Here is an 18990-nt window from a genome sequence, read left to right on the forward strand (position 1 = left end):
GGGTGGTTCAGTGGTTCAGTGGCTCTGGCCGTGCCAGGGCACCAGGCGCCGCTGCAGGGCACGCAGGCCCATTTCCAGAGCGAAGGCGATCAGCGCGATCACCAGGATGCCCAGCACCACCACATCGGTGACCAGGAATTGCGCGGCCGACTGCACCATGAAGCCCAGGCCACTGGTGGCGGCGATCAACTCGGCGGCGACCAGGGTCGACCAGCCGACGCCCAGGCCGATGCGGATGCCGGTGAGGATGTCCGGCAGCGCACTGGGTATTATCACGTGGCGGATCAGCTGCGCCCGGGTGGCGCCCAGCGATTGCGCGGCACGCAAACGGGCGGGATCGACGTTGCGCACCCCGGTGGCCGTGGCGATGGCAATCGGGGCGAAGATGGCCAGGTAGATCAGCAACACCTTGGAGGTTTCACCGATGCCGCACCAGATCACGATGAGCGGCAGGTAGGCCAGCGGCGGAATGGGCCGGTAGAACTCGATCAGCGGATCGAGAATGCCTTGCGCTATGCGGTTGTGGCCGATGGCGATGCCCACCGGAATGGCGAACAGCACGGCGAAGGCCAGGGCCAGGCCGATGCGTTTCAGGCTGGCACCCAGGTGCTGCCACAGGGTGGCGTCCATATAACCCTGGGTTGCCAGCAGCCAGGCTTTGTCCAGCACCGCGCCGGGCGAGGGCAGGAACAGGGGCTCTATCAGCTCGGTGGCGGTCACCGCCCACCACAGTGCCAGCACGCCTGCCAAGGTCAGCGTGCTGATGGCGCGCGTACTCAGGCGCCAGGGCCGACGCGCGGCAGGTGCGCGGGTGCTGTCGAGGGCTTGGGTCGGGTAGAGGCTCATGCCGGCTCCTTGCGCGCAATGGCGCCCTGGGTGACAACACGTTGTGCGAAAACCTGGGCGAGGACGTGCTCGCGGGTCTCGATGAATCGGCGGTCGGACTTGATCGCCCGGGCGCTCTCGCCAGCGGCATAGCGCTGGCCGAAGTCCAGGCTCAGGCGCTCCTCGACGTGGCCGGGGTTGGGCGCCAGCAGAATCAGGTCGGTGGCCAGAAACACCGCTTCTTCGATGTCGTGGGTAATCAGGAACACCGGCTTGGCGGTACGTTGCCAGACCTGCAACAGCAGTTCCTGCATCTGCTCCCGGGTGAACGCATCCAGCGCGCCGAACGGCTCGTCCATCAACAGCACCTGCGGGTCGGCCGCCAGCGCTCGAGCCAGGCCCACGCGTTGACGCTGGCCACCGGAGAGTTGCCATACCTGCCGCTCGGCGAACCCTGCCAGATCTACCAGGGCGAGCATTTCACGCGCTCGCGCTTCACGCTGTGCGCGGCCAATGCCCGCCAGTTGCAGGCCGAAGGCGACATTGGCCAATACGTCCTGCCAGGGCAGCAGGGCGTCATCCTGAAAGACCACACCACGGTCGGCCCCCGGGCCTTTCACCGCGACGCCGTCCAGCGTGAGGCGGCCACTGCTGGGCGGCACGAAACCGGCAATCAGGTTGAGCAGCGAAGTCTTGCCGCTGCCCGATGGGCCCAGCGCGACGCACAGCTGCTGCGGCCCCAGGCTCAGCGAGATGTCCTGGAGCACCGGCTGCGCGGCGCCCGGGTAGTGGGCGCCGATACGGTCGAGAATCAATTGGGCCACGGTCGAACTCCGGTTGGCGTACGCAGGGTCACTGAACGAACCGGGCGCTGACGTAAGGCGTGTAGTCAGGCAGCAGCGCTTCCAGTTTGCCTTGCTCCTTGAGGAACTCGGCCGTCTTGGCCACCGCCTGCACGGTGCCGCCACCCAGCAGCGCGGCGGAGGCCTGGGCCTGGGCATCGGGGTAGGTGGAGCCGGCGAGCAGGTCGGGGACGTCGGTGGCGTTGGCCCCCGTCAATTTGGCGATCTTGCGTACCGGCTCCGAATCGGCGGTCCACTGCGCCTGGTTCTTCGCGTAGTCGGCGAACGAATCCAGCGTGACCTTGGCGAACCGGGCGATCACCTCGGGGTGCTTCTCGGCGTAATCCTTGCGCGCAACCCAGACCTCGAAAGTCGGTGCGCCCCACTGGCCGACCTGTGCGGCATCGGTGAGGGTCTTGCCGCTCTTGCGGATCTCGCCCAGGGCCGGCGACCAGACGAAGGCGCCGTCGATGTCGCCACGTTTCCACGCAGCGGCAATTTCGGCCGGCTGCAGGTTGACCACCTTGACCTTGCCTTCCAGACCCCAATGCTTCAACGCGCCGAGCAGGCTGTAGTGGGAAGTGGACACGAACGGTGTGGCAATGGTCTTGCCGACCAACTGCTGCGGGTTGTCGATGCCGCTGCCGTTGCGCACCACCAGGGCTTCGGCGGAATTGATCTGCGCCGAAACGATGAAAGCGACGATGGGCAACTTGCGTGAGGTGGCGGCAGCCAGCGGACTCGACCCCAGGTTGCCGATCTGTACATCGCCCGAGGCGATCGCCGTGACCACTTCCGGGCCACTGTTGAAGCGCCGCCAGTCGATCTTCTCGCCAATGGCCTTTTCATAGGTGCCGTCGGCCTGAGCGACCTTGCTGGGGTCGATACCGGTCTGGTAGCCGACGGTCAGCGTGGCGGCCTGGATGCCCATGGCCAAGCTGGCCAGGGCCAGGGTGCTGACCAGTTTTCGTGCGAAATGCTGCTTGGCCATGGTGGCTGCCTTTTGCGAGGGTCGGGTGGCTTTGGCTCTTCGAAACCGGGCTGTTGAGGCACGAAACGTCAGGTGTCGGAAGGGCGAATGAGGGCGAATCTAAACGATATAAGAAACGGCTTTGAAATACCGTTTGGGAATTAGCTTATGTTTTGCAACTGGATTGAACTTTTTTGTTTGGAAGGTAAGGGTTGTTATGCGTTTAAATTCTAAAAAAACTTGAAACAATTCTTTTTGGTTTTGTGAAAATTTCGTTAACCTCGGCACCCAGAGTTTGGCTTAGACCAAGGTCTCGAATCGGCTTGTAAACATTGACTAACCGGTCACGCTTTGGCGCTAATCGCGCATCGGCGGACAAGGGGCGCCAGACCCCCGACCAAAGACACCACAAAAATTAGAAACCAGAGGAGCATCACATGTACAAGCAGTCGCTCGCCGCAGCCATCGCGCTCGCCAGCATCTCCACCAGTGTCTACGCCGCCGATCCGGCACCCTCGGGTTTCCTTGAAGCCAGCAAAGCAACGCTGAGCTCGCGGACCATGTATTTCCGCAACGATACCCGTGAAGGCACGGCGAACGACCAGGAAGAATCGGCTCAAGGCTTCCTCTTCAACTTCATCTCTGGCTACACCCCCGGCACCGTCGGCTTCGGTCTGGACGTGCAGGGCATGACCGGCATCCACCTGGACGGCGGCCGTGGTCACCACCCGAACAACAACAGCTTCTTCCCAAGCGACACCGACGGTTCGGCCGAGAAGTCGTGGTCGCGTGTAGGCGCCAACGGCAAGGTCAAGTTCGCCAAGACCGAACTCAAGGTGGGTAGCGCGCTGCAGCCCAACCTGCCGATTCTGGTGTCCAACGATGGTCGCTTGCTGCCTGCCGTTTACCAGGGCGGTATCCTGACCTCCAAGGACCTGGACAACTTCACCTTCACCGTTGGCCGACTGAACAAGTCTGCGGGCCGTGCAACCAGCAACTACTCGGGCCTGGGCCTGAACGGCGGTACGCAGGACTCGAACAACTTCCAGTTCGCCGGTGTCGACTGGAAAGCCACCAAGGACCTGACTCTGCAGGTCTACCACGCGCAGCTGGAAGACTATTACAAGCAGACCTTCCTCGGCGCCGTGCACGTACTGCCACTGGGTGAAGACCAGTCGTTCAAGACCGACCTGCGCTACTTCGACAGCAGCTCCGACGGCAAGAACGGCGACGTGGGCTACCGCTTCAACAACAACAGCGGCTACGCCAAGAACCCAGGCGAAGTCGACAACAAGACCTGGAGTGCCATCTTCACCTACAGCATCGCCGGCCACGCATTCCTTGCCGGTTACCAGCAAGTGGGCGATGACGGCGGCATGCCGTTCATCAACAACGGCAGCGTTGTCGATGGCAACAACCGCAACGAAGGCAACGGCGGTTCCAGCGTCTATCTGTTCACCGACAGCATGGTCAACTCGTTCACCCGCGCTGGCGAAAACACCACGTTCGCCCAGTACTCCTATGACTTCAGCCGCATTGGCGTTCCTGGCCTGAAAGCCTCGGTTGCCTACCTGCATGGCGACGACATCCGCGCGGCCGGTACCGGCGACTCGAACAACTCCGAGTGGGAACGCGACATGCGCGTCGACTATGTGATCCAGAGCGGTCTGCTGAAGAACTTCGGCGCCACCCTGCGTAACGGTACCTACCGCAGCGACGTCGGCACCAACACCGATCAGACCCGTCTGATCTTCAACTACACGTACGCTTTCAAGTAATACGTGCCGTTGGAAAAAGCCCGCCTTGTGCGGGCTTTTTGCTTTTCTGCGCTGGCGTTATTCCCGATTCGCCTAGCCCCAGCACGATCCATTCTTTTTGTTTCCTGGCCGCTCAGTGCACAGTCATGCGCACAACAGCCCAGGAGCAACACCATGACCATTCGACTCGGCGACATCGCCCCCGATTTCCAGCAGGACTCGAGCCAGGGCACCATCAGCTTCCATCAGTGGCTGGGCGACCAATGGGGGGTGCTGTTCTCGCACCCGGCCGACTTCACGCCGGTGTGCACCACCGAGCTGGGTTTTACCGCCAAGCTCGCCGATGAATTCGCCAGGCGCAACGTCAAGGCCATCGCCCTTTCGGTGGACCCGGTGGAATCCCATCAGCGCTGGATCGGTGACATCGACGAGACCCAGGGCACCACAGTGAATTTTCCGATCCTGGCCGATGCCGACCGCAAGGTGTCCCAGCTCTACGATCTGATTCACCCGAATGCCAGTGACACCCTTACGGTGCGTTCGCTGTTCGTCATCGACCCGAACAAGAAGGTGCGCCTGACCATCACGTACCCGGCCAGTACCGGGCGCAATTTCCACGAGATCCTGCGGGTGATCGATTCGCTGCAGTTGACCGACAGCCACAAGGTTGCGACCCCGGCCAACTGGCAGGATGGCGATGATGTGGTGATCGTGCCTTCGCTCAAGGACGAAGAGGAAATCAAACAGCGTTTCCCCAAGGGCTACACGGCCGTGAAGCCGTACCTGCGCCTGACCCCGCAGCCCAACCGCTGATCTGAACCTGATGTAGTTCGCCCTCGTGTAGAAACGGCGCAAGCCGCGTCCGGGACGTCGCGGTGTATCAAATGCGCCGCTTGGCCCGCTGACGCGGCTTGCGCCGCTGCTACAGGGATCGAGTGGAGGCGGGGGCGGTTTGCGCAATGAGGGCAGAAGATTACAGGTATATGTTTTTATCGAATAACCAAATGAATAAATATGATTTAAAGATATAAATCCCGCCTGCTACTGTTCCTTCCATTCCGGCGACTTCTCCAGAAGCGCTCCGATTTCGCTATTCAAGGATTTACCCCATGCTGGTCGTATCCCTGGGCGGCAGCCCCAGCCTGCGCTCGCGCTCTGGTGTACTGCTGGAACGCAGCAAGCAGTGGCTGCAACGGCAAGGCGTCGAAGTGGTGACGTTTCAGGTACGGGACTTCCCGGCCGAAGACCTGCTGCATGCCCGCTTCGACAGCCCGCACGTACTGCATTTCAACGAACTGGTCGGCAAGGCCGATGGCCTGGTGGTTGCCACACCCGTGTACAAGGCCTCGTTCTCCGGCGCGCTGAAGACGCTACTGGACCTGCTCCCCGAGCGGGCCCTGAGCAACAAGGTCGTGCTGCCCATTGCCACCGGTGGCAGCATCGCCCACATGCTGGCAGTGGACTACGCGCTCAAACCGGTGCTGGCCTCGCTCAAGGCTCAGGAAATGCTCCAGGGCATCTTCGCCGATGACAGCCAGATCGCCTATGGCGAAGGCAGTCATGCAGCCCAGTTGGCGCCGGCGCTCGAGCAGCGCCTGGAAAATGCGCTGCAGGAGTTTCATGCCTTCCTGCTGCGCAAACCGCAGACCCATGACCCGGCCTTGCTCACGCAAAGCCTGCGCAGTGCCCGCTGGAGCATCTGATTTCACCGCCGCTCGCGGCCGCGACACTTTTCGCTGTACCCACCTTACTGGCCCGCCAACGGGCAAGCAGGTGCAACCCAATTCCCCCTGCAGAAGGAGAGTGCCATGCGCACCCCGTTCTTGCGTCGTGGTGTGGTCGCACTGTTTGCTGCGGCTGTGTCGTTCGGCGCCATCACCCAGGCCCAGGCTGAAACCCTGCGCATCGGTTACCAGAAATACGGCACGCTGGTGCTGCTCAAGGCCAAGGGCACCCTGGAGAAACGCCTGGCGGCCCAGGGCGTCGACGTCAAATGGACCGAGTTTCCCGGCGGCCCGCAGTTGCTCGAAGGGCTCAACGTCGGTTCGATCGATTTCGGCGTGACCGGTGAAACCCCGCCGGTGTTCGCCCAGGCCGCGGGGGCCGATCTGCTGTACGTGGCCTACGAGCCGCCGGCCCCGACCAGCGAAGCCATCCTGGTACCCAAGGACTCGACGATCCGCTCGGTCGCGGAACTCCAGGGCAAGAAGGTCGCGCTGAACAAGGGTTCCAACGTGCACTACCTGCTGGTGCGGGCGCTCGAAGAAGCGGGGCTCAAGTATTCCGATATCCAGACCGTCTACCTGCCGCCGTCCGATGCACGCGCCGCCTTCGAGCGCGGCAGCGTCGATGCGTGGGTGATCTGGGATCCGTACCAGGCCGCTGCCGAAAAGCAGCTGCAGGCGCGCACCCTGCGTGACGGCCAAGGCATCGTCGACAACCTGCAGTTCTACCTGGCCACCAAACCCTATGCCGAGCAGCACCCCGAGGTGATCACCGCGTTGGTCGAGGAGGTGCGCGCCGTGGGCGAGTGGTCCAAGGCGCACCCCGAAGAAGTGACCGCCCAGGTCGCACCGTTACTGGGCCTGCCGGCAGACATCACCCTGACCTCGGTGAAACGCCAGGGTTACGGCGCGCAATTTCTCGACCCGCAGACCGTTGCCGCGCAGCAGAAGATCGCTGGCAGCTTTCACCAGCTCAAGCTGATTCCCAAGCCACTGCGCATCCAGGATGTGATCTGGACACCGCCGGCCAACGTTGCCAAGGCACCGTGAACCGCCGCGCCCCCGCTACTGCACAACTGCACCGGTGCCCAGGCATCGGTTCCGAGCCACGTCAGGAGACAACTCCATGAGCCTCAATATTTTCTGGTTTCTTCCCACCCACGGCGACGGCCATTACCTGGGCACTTCCGAAGGTGCGCGGGCGGTCGACCACGGTTACCTGCAACAGATCGCGCAAGCGGCAGATCGTCTGGGCTACGGCGGCGTACTGATCCCTACCGGGCGCTCCTGCGAAGACTCCTGGCTGGTGGCAGCCTCGTTGATTCCGGTCACCCAGCGCCTGAAGTTTCTGGTTGCCCTGCGCCCGGGCATCATTTCGCCCACCGTGGCGGCCCGTCAGGCAGCCACCCTGGACCGCTTGTCCAACGGCCGCGCGCTGTTCAACCTGGTCACTGGCGGCGACCCTGACGAGTTGTCGGGCGACGGGCTGTTCCTCACCCACGAGGAGCGCTACGAGGCATCGGTGGAATTCACCCGTATCTGGCGCCGCGTGCTGGAAGGCGAGACGGTCGACTACGATGGCAAGCACCTCACGGTCAAAGGCGCCAAGCTACTCTATCCGCCGGTGCAGCAGCCGCGTCCGCCGCTGTACTTCGGCGGGTCTTCCGATGCGGCTCAGGACCTTGCCGCCGAACAGGTGGAGATGTACCTGACCTGGGGCGAGCCACCGGCAGCGGTGGCCGAGAAGATCGCCCAGGTGCGGGAGAAGGCGGCCAAGCTCGGCCGCACCGTGCGCTTCGGGATTCGCCTTCATGTGATCGTGCGGGAAACCAACGAAGAAGCCTGGCAGGCGGCCGAGCGGCTGATCGCCCATGTCGACGACGATACCATTGCCCGCGCCCAGGCTTCGCTGGCGCGTTTTGATTCGGTGGGTCAGCAGCGCATGGCCGCGTTGCACGGCGGCAGCAAGGACAAGCTGGAGGTGAGCCCCAACCTGTGGGCCGGCGTTGGCCTGGTCCGCGGTGGCGCCGGTACCGCGCTGGTCGGTGATGGCCCGACCGTGGCCGAGCGGGTCAAGGAATACGCTGCGCTGGGCATCGATACCTTTATCTTCTCCGGTTATCCGCATCTGGAAGAGTCGTACCGCGTGGCCGAGTTGCTGTTCCCGCACCTGGACGTGCAGCGCCCCGAGGCGCCGACCGGCGCCAATTACGTCAGCCCGTTCGGTGAGATGGTGGCCAACGATATTTTGCCCAAGGCCGCCGCCCAGCGCTGAGAACCTGTCATGAGTACAACGAGCAAAATCATCCACCGGTTGGCGCCCTGGGCGCTGCCGGTGGGCCTGCTGTTGATCTGGCAGCTGGCGGTCAGCGTCGGCTGGCTGTCGACGCGGATCCTGCCAGCGCCCAGCGCGGTGTTCGCGGCAGGCGTTGCGCTGTTCAAGTCCGGGGAGATCTGGACGCACCTGGCCATCAGCGGCTGGCGGGCGGGCATCGGCTTCGCCATCGGTGGCGGCATCGGTCTGGTACTGGGGCTGATCAGCGGTCTGTCGCGCTGGGGCGAGCGCTTGCTCGACACCTCGGTGCAGATGATCCGCAACGTCCCGCACCTGGCGCTGATTCCGCTGGTGATCCTGTGGTTCGGTATCGATGAGTCGGCGAAGATCTTTCTGGTCGCTCTGGGGACATTGTTCCCGATCTACCTGAACACCTACCACGGCATCAAGAACGCCGACCCCGCGTTGGTGGAAATGGCACGCAGCTATGGCCTGTCCGGATTTCGTTTGTTCTGGCAGGTGATCCTGCCTGGGGCATTGCCTTCCATTCTGGTCGGCGTGCGTTTCGCCCTCGGCCTGATGTGGCTGACACTGATCGTCGCGGAAACCATTTCCGCCAGCTCCGGCATCGGCTACCTAGCCATGAACGCGCGCGAATTCCTGCAGACCGACGTGGTGGTCCTGGCCATCGTGTTGTATGCGATTCTCGGCAAGCTGGCCGACTTGGCGGCGCGTGGGCTGGAACGGGTGTGGTTGCGCTGGCACCCGGCCTATCAAACCAAGGGAGGTGCAGCATGACCGTCTTCAAGGAACAGCCACAGAACCTGCGGCGCGGCATTCCCCTGGCGGTTCGCCAGCTGCGCAAGACCTTTGGCGAGCGCGAGGTACTGCGCGAGATCGACCTGAACATTCCGGCCGGGCAGTTCGTGGCCATCGTCGGCCGCAGCGGGTGCGGCAAGAGCACCTTGCTGCGCCTGCTGGCAGCACTCGACCAGCCCACCAGCGGACAACTGCTGGCAGGTTCCGGTCCGCTCGCCGATGCGCGCAACGATACCCGGCTGATGTTCCAGGAAGCCCGCCTGCTGCCGTGGAAACGGGTCATCGACAACGTGGGCCTGGGGCTGTCCGGCAACTGGCGCGAACAGGCCTTGCAGGCGCTCGAAGCGGTGGGCCTGGCCGAGCGCGCCGACGAGTGGCCGGCGGGCTTGTCCGGTGGGCAGAAACAGCGCGTGGCGCTGGCGCGGGCCCTGATCCACAAGCCGCGGCTGTTGCTGCTGGATGAACCGTTGGGGGCGCTGGATGCGCTCACGCGCATCGAGATGCAGCAGTTGATCGAGAGCCTGTGGCGCAAGCACGGTTTCACCGTGTTGCTGGTAACCCACGATGTGGCCGAGGCGGTGGCGATTGCCGACCGGGTGATTCTGATCGAAGAGGGGCGTATCGGTCTGGATCTGGCCGTCGAGTTGCCGCGGCCACGGGCTCGCGGTTCGCATCGCCTGGCGGCGCTGGAAACCGAAGTGCTCAATCGAGTATTGGCGCTGCCGGGCAATCCACCGGAGCCCGAGCCGCCATCACCGTTGCCGACCCAACTGCGCTGGGCACGCTGATCCGGACGCGGTACGTCAGGCAATCCGCACGTACCGCCGACGCGGCTCGCGCCGCTGCTACAGGGATTGTGCCAGCCGCGTCATCCCGGACCGCACCGCATTCAAGATGCGACACATCCCCCCTGTAGCAGCGGCGCAAGCCGCGTCCGGGTGCGGCGCGGTGCACCTGCCGCACCGCAGCCCGGAAGATACACCGCATCCAGATGACACGATGAAACCCTGTAGCAGCGGCGCGAGCCGCGTCCGGGTGCAACGCGGTGCACCTGCACCACCGCAGCCCAGAAGATACACCGCATTCAGATGACACGATGAAACCCTGTAGCAGCGGCGCAAGCCGCGTCCGGTCGCGACGCGGTGCACCTGCACCACCGCAGCCCAGAAGATACACCGCATCCGGATGACACAATGAAACCTTGTAGCAGCGGCGCGAGCCGCGTCCGGGAACGACGCGGTATACCTGCCGCACCGCAGGCCAGAAGACGCGTTCATGAACGCTGTGGTATGGCTGGCATACCACAGGGTCCGGCCCTTATACGGTGTGCAGGTACCAGTTGTATTCGAGGTCCGAAATGGAGTGCTCGAATTCTTCCAGCTCGCTTTCCTTGCAGGCCACGAAGATATCGATGTACTTGGGATCGATGTACTTCGCCAGCACCTCGCTGTCGTCCAGCAGGCGCAGTGCATCGCGCAGGTTGGTCGGCAGGCTCTGCTCGTTCTGCTCGTAGGAGTTGCCGGTCACCGGCTCGTTGGGCTCGACCTGATTGGTCAGGCCGTGATGCACGCCGGCCAATACCGCCGCCATCAGCAGGTAAGGGTTGGCATCGGCACCGGCAACGCGGTGTTCCAGGCGCACGGCATCCGGTGTTCCGGTAGGCACGCGCAAGGCGACGGTACGGTTGTCCAGGCCCCAGCATGGCGAGTTGGGCACGTAGAACTGAGCACCGAAGCGGCGGTACGAATTGACGTTCGGGCACAGGAACGCCATCGACGCGGGCAGGGTCTCGAGCACACCGCCGATCGCGTGACGCAATGCGGCGTTCTGCTCGGGATCCTCACTGGTGAAGATGTTCTTGCCGTCCTTGTCCAGGATCGAGATGTGCACGTGCAGACCGTTGCCCGCCTGGCCCGGATAGGGCTTGGCCATGAACGTGGTGTCCATCTCGTGGTCGTAGGCGATGTTCTTGATCAGGCGCTTGAGCAGCACTGCATAGTCGCAGGCCTTCATGGCATCAGGGACGTGGTGCAGGTTGACCTCGAACTGCGCCGGCGCACTTTCCTTGACGATGGCGTCGGCCGGGATGCCCTGTTCCTTCGCCCCTTCGAGGATGTCCTGCAGGCAGTCCACGTACTCGTCCAGGTCGTCGATCAGATACACCTGGGTCGAATGCGGCCGCTTGCCGGAGATCGGCGAGCGCGGCGGTTGCGGTCGACCGTTCACGTTTTCCTGGTCGATCAGGTAGAACTCCAGCTCGAAGGCGGCGCAGATGGTCAGGCCCATGGCGTCGAACTTCTCGACGACCTGGCGCAGCACTTCACGCGGGTCGGCGAAGAACGGTTCGCCTTCGAGTTCGTGCATGGTCATCAGCAACTGCGCGGTAGGGCGCTTCTGCCAAGGCTCGTTGCACAGGGTGTCGGGGATGGGGTAGCAGATACGATCGGCATCGCCGATGTCCAGGCCAAGGCCAGTGCTTTCCACGGTGGAACCGTTGATGTCCAGGGCAAACAGCGAGGCGGGAAGGTTGATGCCTTTCTCGTAAACCTTGTGGAGGCTGGTGCGCTCGATGCGCTTGCCACGCACCACACCATTCATATCTGCAATCAGAAGGTCGACGTACAGAACCTCAGGATGTTCCTTAAGGAATGCGTTCGCTTCGTTAAGCTGAACGGCACGCGGGGGTACCGACATGATGCAACACCTTTGTTGTTAAAAATATCAATCATTGGGTCGAGCAGGTTTCAGTCAATCCGAAAGCCAACACTAAGTCAAGCGAGCCGGGTTTTGCCCTGAAAGAGCGCTGTTGAGCCTCTTTTGCTGCATATCGGGGCGCCTGCGACCGGCAATTACAGTGCCTTGCAACTGCCTGAAAAGTGCCTGCCGAAGTTTGCTGCGTGATAGTTGTGGAAAAAAATGAACAAGGCTAAGCTCGTTTTCAACCCGCCATTTCAATAATACCGAGGGTGAGTCATGGCACGCCTGCCATTATCTGATGGAGATCGCTGCAGCCACGTGTTGCCGGCGGCCAGAATAATTGACAGCCCACGGCGTTGCGTCTCTGTTTTTTTGCCCCTCCTGTACTGCCCGAGGCCCGAAACCGCTACCCTGAGCTTCACGTTCCGGCCGGGTATCGAGAGGCCGGGTGGGCAGTGTGCAGCCCTCGCTTGACCGCTTTCCCAACGACGCCCACGCGTCAACACGTGCCCGGCTCGCCGCGAGCCAGGTCAATGGCCTCCTGAGGTATTTATGAGTCCCAACCTCGACCAGCTCACCGATTGGTTGAAAGATCACAAGATCACCGAAGTCGAATGCCTGATCGCCGACCTCACCGGGATCACCCGCGGCAAGATTTCCCCGACCAACAAGTTCATCGCCGAAAAAGGCATGCGCTTGCCGGAAAGTGTTTTATTGCAAACCGTGACCGGCGACTATGTAGAAGACGACATCTACTACGAGTTGCTCGACCCCGCCGACATCGACATGATCTGCCGCCCCGACGAGAACGCGGTGTTTCTCGTTCCCTGGGCCATAGAGCCCACGGCGCAGGTCATCCACGACACGTACGACAAGCAGGGCAACCCCATCGAGCTGTCGCCGCGCAACGTGCTCAAGAAGGTCTTGAAGCTTTATGCGGACCGGGGCTGGCAGCCGATCGTGGCGCCGGAGATGGAGTTCTACCTGACCAAGCGCTGCGAAGACCCGGACTTCCCGCTGCAGCCGCCAATCGGCCGCTCGGGACGCCCGGAAACCGGTCGGCAATCGTTTTCCATCGAGGCGGCGAACGAGTTCGACCCGTTGTTCGAAGACGTCTACGACTGGTGCGAGGCGCAGAACCTTGACCTCGACACCCTGATCCACGAAGACGGCACGGCGCAGATGGAAATCAACTTCCGTCACGGCAATGCCCTGCACCTGGCCGACCAGATCCTGGTGTTCAAGCGCACCATGCGCGAAGCCGCGCTCAAGCACAACGTGGCCGCCACGTTCATGGCCAAGCCCATGACCGGCGAGCCGGGCAGTGCCATGCACCTGCACCAGAGCATCGTCGATTCGGCCACCGGCAAGAACATCTTTGCCAACGAAGACGGCTCTATGAGCCAGCTGTTCCTGCACCACGTCGGCGGCTTGCAGAAATTCATTCCCGAACTGCTGCCGCTGTTCGCACCCAACGTCAATTCGTTCCGTCGTTTCCTGCCCGACACTTCGGCGCCGGTCAACGTCGAGTGGGGCGAAGAAAACCGCACCGTGGGCCTGCGCGTGCCCGACGCCACGCCGCAGAACCGGCGGGTCGAGAACCGCTTGCCGGGCGCCGATGCCAACCCGTACCTGGCCATCGCCGCCAGCCTGTTGTGCGGCTACATCGGCATGGTCGAAGGCCTGAACCCGAGTGCGCCGGTGCAGGGCCGCGGCTACGAGCGGCGCAACCTGCGGCTGCCGTTGACCATCGAGGATGCGCTGGAGCGCATGGAAAACTGCAAGACGGTGGAGAAGTACCTGGGCAAGAAATTCGTCGTTGGCTATGTTGCGGTCAAGCGCGCCGAACACGAAAACTTCAAGCGCGTGATCAGCTCATGGGAACGCGAGTTCCTGCTGTTCGCGGTGTGAGAAAAAGGAGCGACAGATGAGCAACAACAACCCCCAGACCCAGCATTGGCAAGACTTGAGCAGCGCCCACCACCTGGCGCCGTTCAGCGACTACACGCAGCTGGCGCAGAAGGGTCCGCGGATCATCACCAAAGCCGACGGTGTTTACCTGTGGGACAGCGAAGGGCACAAGATCCTCGACGGCATGGCCGGCCTGTGGTGCGTGGCGATCGGCTACGGTCGCGAGGAACTGGTGCAGGCCGCCAGCAAGCAGATGCGCGAGCTGCCGTACTACAACCTGTTTTTCCAGACCGCCCACCCGCCCGCACTCGAGCTGGCCAAGGCCATCGCCGACCTGGCGCCCGAGGGCATGAACCATGTGTTCTTCACCGGCTCCGGTTCCGAGGGCAACGACACCGTGCTGCGCCTGGTGCGCCATTACTGGGCGCTCAAGGGCAAGCCCGAGAAGAAGGTGATCATCAGCCGCATCAATGGCTACCACGGCTCCACAGTCGCCGGCGCCAGCCTGGGCGGCATGTCGGGCATGCACGAGCAGGGCGATCTGCCGATCCCGGGCATCGTGCACATTGCCCAGCCGTACTGGTTCGGCGAGGGTGGTGACATGACCCCGGACGAGTTCGGCATCTGGGCCGCCGAGCAGTTGGAAAAGAAGATTCTGGAGGTAGGCGAAGACAACGTCGCGGCGTTCATCGCCGAGCCGATCCAGGGCGCCGGCGGCGTGATCATTCCACCCGAGACTTACTGGCCGAAGGTCAAGCAAGTGCTGGCGCGCTACGACATCCTGTTCGTGGCCGATGAAGTGATCTGCGGCTTCGGCCGTACCGGCCACTGGTTCGGCAGCGACTACTATGATCTGGCGCCCGACCTGATGACCATCGCCAAGGGCCTCACCAGCGGCTACATCCCCATGGGCGGCGTGATCGTGCGCGACGAGGTGGTGCAGGTGATCAACCAGGGTGGCGACTTCAACCACGGCTTCACCTATTCCGGGCATCCGGTGGCGGCGGCGGTGGCACTGGAAAACCTGCGCATCCTGCGCGACGAGCACATCGTCGACACGGTCCGGAGCGATGCGGCACCGTATTTGCAAAAGCGTCTGCGCGAACTGCAGGACCATCCGCTGGTGGGTGAGGTCCGTGGCCTGGGCATGCTCGGCGCGATCGAGCTGGTCAAGGACAAGGCCACCCGCAGCCGTCACGAAGGGCGTGGCGCCGGTATGATCTGTCGGCAATTCTGCTTCGACAACGGGCTGATCATGCGGGCCGTCGGTGACACCATGATCATTGCACCGCCGCTGGTCATCAGCCACGCCGAGATCGACGAGCTGGTGAGCAAGGCACGGCTTTGCCTGGACCTGACACTCGAAGCACTCGGGGGCTAGATGCTAGGCTTTACGGGCCGACTCATGGGCCCTGTGGGAGCGGTCATCGGCCGCGAAAGCCGCGACGCGGTTCAAACGGATACCGCAGTGATTTCGTCGCGGCCGATGACCGCTCCCACGAACCCGCAAGAAGCGGCGCTCGACCCATATTGGCATCAGGTTAAGACCAAGAACATTTAGGAGCACAACGCATGAAGATATTTGGCAAGACCCTCCTCGCCGTGGCCCTGATGGGGGCGATGGCCGGTGCTGCGCAGGCGGACGACAAGGTTCTGCACGTGTACAACTGGTCGGACTACATCGCGCCTGACACGATCAAGCAATTCGAGGCGGAGTCGGGGATCAAGGTCGTCTACGACGTATTCGACAGCAACGAAACCCTGGAAGCCAAACTGCTGGCCGGCAAGTCCGGCTACGATATCGTCGTGCCTTCCAACAACTTCCTGGCCAAGCAGATCAAGGCCGGCGTGTACCAGGAACTGGACCGCTCCAAACTGCCGAACTGGAACAACCTCAACGAATCGCTGCTCAAGGCGGTCTCGGTGAGCGACCCGGACAATAAGCATGCCTTCCCGTACATGTGGGGCTCGATCGGCATCGGCTTCAACGCCGACAAGGTCAAGGCTGCGCTGGGCGCCGACGCACCGACCAACAGCTGGGACCTGCTGTTCAAGCCGGAAAACGCGGCCAAGCTGAAGTCGTGCGGTATCAGCTTCCTCGACTCGCCAACCGAAATGCTGCCGATCGCGCTGCATTACCTGGGCTACCCTACCGATTCCCAGGACAAGAAGCAGCTGGCCGAGGCCGAAGCGCTGTTCCTGAAAGTGCGTCCATCGATCGGTTACTTCCATTCCTCCAAGTACATTTCCGACCTGGCCAACGGCAACATCTGCGTGGCCGTGGGTTATTCGGGTGACATCTACCAGGCCAAGTCGCGCGCCGAAGAGGCCGGTGGCAAGGTCAAGGTCAGCTACAACATTCCCAAGGAAGGCGCTGGCAGCTTCTTCGACATGGTCGCCATTCCCAAGGATGCCGAGAACGTCGAGGGTGCGTACAAGTTCATGACCTTCCTGATGAAACCGGAAGTCATGGCCGAGATCACCAACAGCGTGCAGTTCCCCAACGGTAACCAGGCTGCAACAGCATTGGTGGATAAAGCCATCAGCGGCGATCCGGGCATCTACCCACCGGCCGATGTGCAGGCCAAGCTGTATGCCATTGCCGACCTGCCGGCGGCGACGCAGCGCATCATGACGCGCAGCTGGACCAAGATTAAGTCGGGCAAGTAAGCCAGGCGGTGGACCGCGGTGCGTCCTTCGCGGCCACTGACCGCTCCCACAAATAGCCCGTGGGAGCGGTCAGTGGCCGCGAACGGCGCACCGCGAGCTCGGGCCAGGTGAATCAGCAATTGCGGCGCGCGCGCATGGGCTGTAAGTTGCGCGCCGGTTTGTCTTATAGAACAAACGCTTGAGAGGACCTCCACTTGTCACACTCTTTGTTTCGCAAGGCCATGCTGATCGGTGCGGGTCTGACCCTGGCGCTCAATGCTCATGCAGCAGGCACCGTGCACATCTACAACTGGTCCGACTACATCGGCGAAAGCACCCTGGCGGATTTCGAAGCCGCCACCGGGATCAAGCCGATCTACGACGTCTTCGACTCCAATGAAACCCTGGAAGGCAAGTTGCTGGCCGGCCATACCGGCTACGACGTGGTGGTGCCGTCAAACCACTTTCTGGGCAAACAGATCAAGGCCGGGGCGTTCCAGAAACTGGACAAGACCCAGCTGACCAATTATTCCAACCTCGATCCGGTGCTGCTCAAGCGCCTGGAAAAGAACGATCCGGGTAACCAGTACGCCGTGCCCTATCTGTGGGGCACCAACGGCATCGGTTACAACGTGGAAAAGATCAAGGCCGTACTGGGCGTCGACAAGATCGACTCCTGGGCCATGGTGTTCGAGCCCGAAAACATCAAGAAACTGTCCAAGTGCGGCGTCGCCTTCCTCGACTCGCCCGACGAGATGTTCCCGGCCGTGCTCAACTACATGGGCCTGGACCCCAACACCACCGACGAGAAGCTCTACAAGCAGGCCGAGGCCAAGCTGCTCAAGGTCCGTCCGTACGTGACCTACTTCCATTCCTCCAAGTACATCAGCGACCTGGCCAATGGCAACATCTGTGTGGCCGTGGGTTATTCCGGCGACATATTCCAGGCCAAGGCACGCGCCGAGGAAGCCGGCAAGGGCATCAAGCTGGCCTACTCGATTCCCAAGGAAGGCGGCAACCTGTGGTTCGACATGCTGGCCATCCCCGCCGATGCGCCGGATGCCAAGCAGGGCCTGGCATTCATCGACTACCTGTTGAAACCTGAAGTGATTGCCAAGGTCAGCGACTATGTCGGCTATGCCAACCCCAATCTCAAGTCCGGCGACTTCATGGATCAGGACGTACGCAACGACGAGGCGGTCTATCCGCCGCAGGCCATCCAGGACAAGCTCTACGTCAACGTCGAGCTGCCGCCCAAGGTGCAGCGTTTGATGACCCGCAGCTGGACCAAGGTCAAGTCGGGCAAATAAATACTCGGGGCGGCCCGATCCAGAGCCGCCCCCACTCAAGTTTGGGAGTTTCGTGAATGGCTGTTGCCTCCAGCGCCTACAAAAAAGCCCTCGAAGGCAGCCAGCAACCGAAAAAGGTGCTGGTCCGGATCGAAAAGGTAACGAAGAAATTCGACGAAACGGTGGCCGTGGACGACGTGTCGCTGGAAATCAACCAGGGTGAGATCTTCGCCTTGCTGGGCGGGTCCGGTTCCGGCAAATCCACCCTGCTGCGCATGCTGGCCGGCTTCGAACGGCCGACCGAGGGGCGCATCTTTCTCGACGGCGTGGACATCACCGATATGCCGCCCTACGAGCGGCCGATCAACATGATGTTCCAGTCCTACGCGTTGTTTCCGCACATGACCGTGGCGCAGAACATCGCCTTCGGCCTCAAGCAGGACAAGCTGCCTGCTGCCGAGATCGACGCGCGGGTGGCGGAAATGCTCAAGCTGGTGCAGATGACCCAGTACGGCAAGCGCAAGCCGCACCAGTTGTCCGGTGGCCAGCGTCAGCGCGTCGCGCTCGCACGCTCGTTGGCGAAAAAGCCCAAGCTGTTGCTGCTCGACGAGCCGATGGGCGCGCTGGACAAGAAGCTGCGCTCGCAGATGCAACTGGAACTGGTGGAGATCATCGAGCGGGTCGGCGTGACCTGCGTGATGGTGACCCACGACCAGGAAGAGGCCATGACCATGGCCCAGCGCATCGCCATCATGCACCTGGGCTGGATCGCGCAGATCGGCAGCCCGATCGACATCTACGAAACCCCCACCAGCCGCCTGGTGTGCGAGTTCATCGGCAACGTCAACCTGTTCGAAGGCCAGGTGGTCGAGGACATGGAAGGCTACGCACTGATCAACAGCCCGGAGCTGGAGCGCAGCATCTACGTCGGCCATGGCGTGAGTACCGCCGCCGAAGACAAGAACGTGACCTACGCCATTCGCCCGGAAAAGATGCTGGTGACCACCCAGCAGCCGGACAGCGAACACAACTGGTCGCGCGGCAAGGTCCATGACATTGCCTACCTGGGCGGCCATTCGGTGTTCCACGTGCAGTTGCCGTGCGGCAAGCTGGTGCAGTCGTTCGTGGCCAACGCCGAGCGCCGTGGTGCCCGACCGACGTGGGACGACGAAGTGTTCGTCTGGTGGGAAGACGACAGCGGCGTGGTACTGCGCTCATGAAGCTGCGCAAGA

General features: G+C 62.4%; 16 protein-coding genes. 12 read left to right on the forward strand and 4 right to left on the reverse strand.

Translation table 11 applies throughout. The features are described 5' to 3' along the window. Positions 1-15: 15 nt before the first annotated feature. Genes tauC through tauA form a run of 3 tightly spaced genes read right to left on the reverse strand, consistent with a single transcriptional unit; the run spans position 16 to position 2658 of the window. Positions 16-846: a taurine ABC transporter permease TauC gene (gene tauC, locus IFT98_RS15640; RefSeq protein ID WP_192050074.1), complete on the reverse strand. Its 831-nt coding sequence runs from the start codon at positions 844-846 to the stop codon at positions 16-18. Next, the gene (tauB, locus tag IFT98_RS15645) at positions 843-1649 is read right to left on the reverse strand and encodes a taurine ABC transporter ATP-binding subunit (RefSeq protein ID WP_192050072.1); all 807 of its coding nucleotides are present in this window, start codon (positions 1647-1649) and stop codon (positions 843-845) included. The genes tauC and tauB overlap by 4 nt, the downstream gene beginning before the upstream one ends. Before the next feature lie 28 nt (positions 1650-1677). Next, entirely contained in the window at positions 1678-2658 is a 981-nt protein-coding gene (gene tauA / locus IFT98_RS15650) for a taurine ABC transporter substrate-binding protein (protein ID WP_192050070.1), read from the reverse strand. 416 nt (positions 2659-3074) lie between these two features. Between tauA and IFT98_RS15655 the strand changes: the two genes are divergently transcribed. The 7 genes from IFT98_RS15655 to ssuB all read left to right on the forward strand — a co-directional run bounded on the left by IFT98_RS15655 (position 3075) and on the right by ssuB (position 10000). Next, positions 3075-4415: an OprD family porin gene (locus IFT98_RS15655; protein WP_122715971.1), complete on the forward strand. Its 1341-nt coding sequence runs from the start codon at positions 3075-3077 to the stop codon at positions 4413-4415. Between the two features lie 153 nt (positions 4416-4568). Next, positions 4569-5207: a peroxiredoxin gene (locus IFT98_RS15660; RefSeq protein WP_122796193.1), complete on the forward strand. Its 639-nt coding sequence runs from the start codon at positions 4569-4571 to the stop codon at positions 5205-5207. 296 nt (positions 5208-5503) lie between these two features. After that, positions 5504-6097 (forward strand): NADPH-dependent FMN reductase, encoded by a 594-nt coding sequence (gene ssuE / locus IFT98_RS15665; protein ID WP_192050068.1) that lies wholly within the window; start codon positions 5504-5506, stop codon positions 6095-6097. Positions 6098-6202: 105 nt separating this feature from the next. Beyond that, positions 6203-7168, forward strand: coding sequence for a sulfonate ABC transporter substrate-binding protein (locus tag IFT98_RS15670; RefSeq protein WP_192050066.1), 966 nt, complete (start codon positions 6203-6205; stop codon positions 7166-7168). A gap of 76 nt (positions 7169-7244) precedes the next feature. Continuing rightward, a complete protein-coding gene (gene ssuD / locus IFT98_RS15675) occupies positions 7245-8393 on the forward strand; it encodes an FMNH2-dependent alkanesulfonate monooxygenase (protein ID WP_122715967.1) in 1149 nt (382 codons plus the stop codon). Between the two features lie 9 nt (positions 8394-8402). Continuing rightward, positions 8403-9191 carry an aliphatic sulfonate ABC transporter permease SsuC gene (gene ssuC / locus IFT98_RS15680; protein WP_122715966.1) on the forward strand — a complete coding sequence of 263 codons (789 nt, stop codon included), beginning with the start codon at positions 8403-8405 and terminating at the stop codon, positions 9189-9191. Further along, positions 9188-10000, forward strand: coding sequence for an aliphatic sulfonates ABC transporter ATP-binding protein (ssuB, locus tag IFT98_RS15685; protein WP_122715965.1), 813 nt, complete (start codon positions 9188-9190; stop codon positions 9998-10000). The genes ssuC and ssuB overlap by 4 nt, the downstream gene beginning before the upstream one ends. Positions 10001-10529: 529 nt before the next feature. On the opposite strand, the gene IFT98_RS15690 is transcribed toward ssuB, so the two are convergent. Further along, positions 10530-11906 (reverse strand): glutamine synthetase family protein, encoded by a 1377-nt coding sequence (locus tag IFT98_RS15690; RefSeq protein WP_122479874.1) that lies wholly within the window; start codon positions 11904-11906, stop codon positions 10530-10532. Between the two features lie 555 nt (positions 11907-12461). On the opposite strand from IFT98_RS15690, the gene IFT98_RS15695 reads away from it, so the two are divergent. From IFT98_RS15695 to potA, 5 genes are all read left to right on the forward strand, one after another. Beyond that, a complete protein-coding gene (locus tag IFT98_RS15695) occupies positions 12462-13820 on the forward strand; it encodes a glutamine synthetase family protein (protein ID WP_122479873.1) in 1359 nt (452 codons plus the stop codon). Positions 13821-13836: 16 nt separating this feature from the next. Continuing rightward, entirely contained in the window at positions 13837-15201 is a 1365-nt protein-coding gene (locus IFT98_RS15700; protein ID WP_192050064.1) for an aspartate aminotransferase family protein, read from the forward strand. 191 nt (positions 15202-15392) lie between these two features. Next, positions 15393-16490, forward strand: coding sequence for a polyamine ABC transporter substrate-binding protein (locus IFT98_RS15705; RefSeq protein ID WP_122715963.1), 1098 nt, complete (start codon positions 15393-15395; stop codon positions 16488-16490). 194 nt (positions 16491-16684) lie between these two features. Next, the gene (locus IFT98_RS15710; RefSeq protein WP_192050062.1) at positions 16685-17779 is read left to right on the forward strand and encodes a polyamine ABC transporter substrate-binding protein; all 1095 of its coding nucleotides are present in this window, start codon (positions 16685-16687) and stop codon (positions 17777-17779) included. A 56-nt stretch (positions 17780-17835) separates the two neighbouring features. Beyond that, positions 17836-18978, forward strand: a complete 1143-nt coding sequence (gene potA / locus IFT98_RS15715; RefSeq protein WP_192050060.1) for a polyamine ABC transporter ATP-binding protein — start codon at positions 17836-17838, stop codon at positions 18976-18978. Positions 18979-18990 lie beyond the last annotated feature (12 nt).

Origin of the sequence: Pseudomonas sp. CFBP 8770, assembly GCF_014841705.1 — a bacterium.
Taxonomy (GTDB): Bacteria; Pseudomonadota; Gammaproteobacteria; order Pseudomonadales; family Pseudomonadaceae; genus Aquipseudomonas.

Coding starts and splice junctions, on each gene's coding strand:
- tauC (WP_192050074.1), bottom strand. CDS start 846: ATGAGCCTCTACCCGACCCAAGCCCTCGACAGCACCCGCGCACCTGCC.
- tauA (WP_192050070.1), bottom strand. CDS start 2,658: ATGGCCAAGCAGCATTTCGCACGAAAACTGGTCAGCACCCTGGCCCTG.
- IFT98_RS15655 (WP_122715971.1), top strand. CDS start 3,075: ATGTACAAGCAGTCGCTCGCCGCAGCCATCGCGCTCGCCAGCATCTCC.
- IFT98_RS15660 (WP_122796193.1), top strand. CDS start 4,569: ATGACCATTCGACTCGGCGACATCGCCCCCGATTTCCAGCAGGACTCG.
- ssuE (WP_192050068.1), top strand. CDS start 5,504: ATGCTGGTCGTATCCCTGGGCGGCAGCCCCAGCCTGCGCTCGCGCTCT.
- IFT98_RS15670 (WP_192050066.1), top strand. CDS start 6,203: ATGCGCACCCCGTTCTTGCGTCGTGGTGTGGTCGCACTGTTTGCTGCG.
- ssuD (WP_122715967.1), top strand. CDS start 7,245: ATGAGCCTCAATATTTTCTGGTTTCTTCCCACCCACGGCGACGGCCAT.
- ssuC (WP_122715966.1), top strand. CDS start 8,403: ATGAGTACAACGAGCAAAATCATCCACCGGTTGGCGCCCTGGGCGCTG.
- ssuB (WP_122715965.1), top strand. CDS start 9,188: ATGACCGTCTTCAAGGAACAGCCACAGAACCTGCGGCGCGGCATTCCC.
- IFT98_RS15690 (WP_122479874.1), bottom strand. CDS start 11,906: ATGTCGGTACCCCCGCGTGCCGTTCAGCTTAACGAAGCGAACGCATTC.
- IFT98_RS15695 (WP_122479873.1), top strand. CDS start 12,462: ATGAGTCCCAACCTCGACCAGCTCACCGATTGGTTGAAAGATCACAAG.
- IFT98_RS15700 (WP_192050064.1), top strand. CDS start 13,837: ATGAGCAACAACAACCCCCAGACCCAGCATTGGCAAGACTTGAGCAGC.
- IFT98_RS15705 (WP_122715963.1), top strand. CDS start 15,393: ATGAAGATATTTGGCAAGACCCTCCTCGCCGTGGCCCTGATGGGGGCG.
- potA (WP_192050060.1), top strand. CDS start 17,836: ATGGCTGTTGCCTCCAGCGCCTACAAAAAAGCCCTCGAAGGCAGCCAG.